Origin of the sequence: Pseudoalteromonas sp. SR44-5 (assembly GCF_014163675.1) — a bacterium.
GTDB classification, from domain to species: domain Bacteria; phylum Pseudomonadota; class Gammaproteobacteria; order Enterobacterales; family Alteromonadaceae; genus Pseudoalteromonas; species Pseudoalteromonas rhizosphaerae.
The window spans coordinates 1-538 of sequence record NZ_JACJDT010000182.1; the positions used below are offsets into that span (position 1 = coordinate 1).

The following is a 538-nucleotide window of genomic DNA, read 5'->3' on the forward strand; positions in this document are numbered from 1 at the left end:
ATCACTATACACAAATCAAAACGGTGCGAGTACACATTGATTATCATGTTGAAATAGAGAAACATTATTACAGTGTGCCGTATCAGTGGGTTAAGAAACAATTACGCGCACACATAACCAATCAGCTAGTACAGCTTTATCATGACGATACCTTAATCGCACAGCATCCGCGCTCACATCGTTTAGGTGGGCATACAACACAGCCTCATCATATGCCTCTGGCGCATCAAAAACAGCATGAGCAGTCACCGATAAATTTACGCTCATGGGCATTAAGTATTGGAGAGTATACCCACCAAGTTGTTGAGTTACAGCTCAGTGGACGGCGTCACCCCGAGCACGCTTATCGCGCCTGTTTAGGGGTGTTAAGTTTAGCTAAAATCTATTCAAAAGAACGGCTTGAGCAAGCGTGTTATCGCGCAATCATAATGAATACGACCACACTTAAATCAATAAAGCAGATGCTGAAGAAAGGGTTGGATCAACAACCGTTACCCACACAGCAAACAGAGCCAGAAAAGCCAATTACACATAGCAA

At 43.3% G+C, this 538-nt stretch carries 1 protein-coding gene; it reads left to right on the top strand.

Annotation, left to right across the window (positions count from 1 at the left end):
• Positions 1 to 538 (top strand): Mu transposase domain-containing protein (locus H5154_RS23140; RefSeq protein ID WP_404936197.1); only part of this gene is annotated, 538 nt, incomplete at both ends.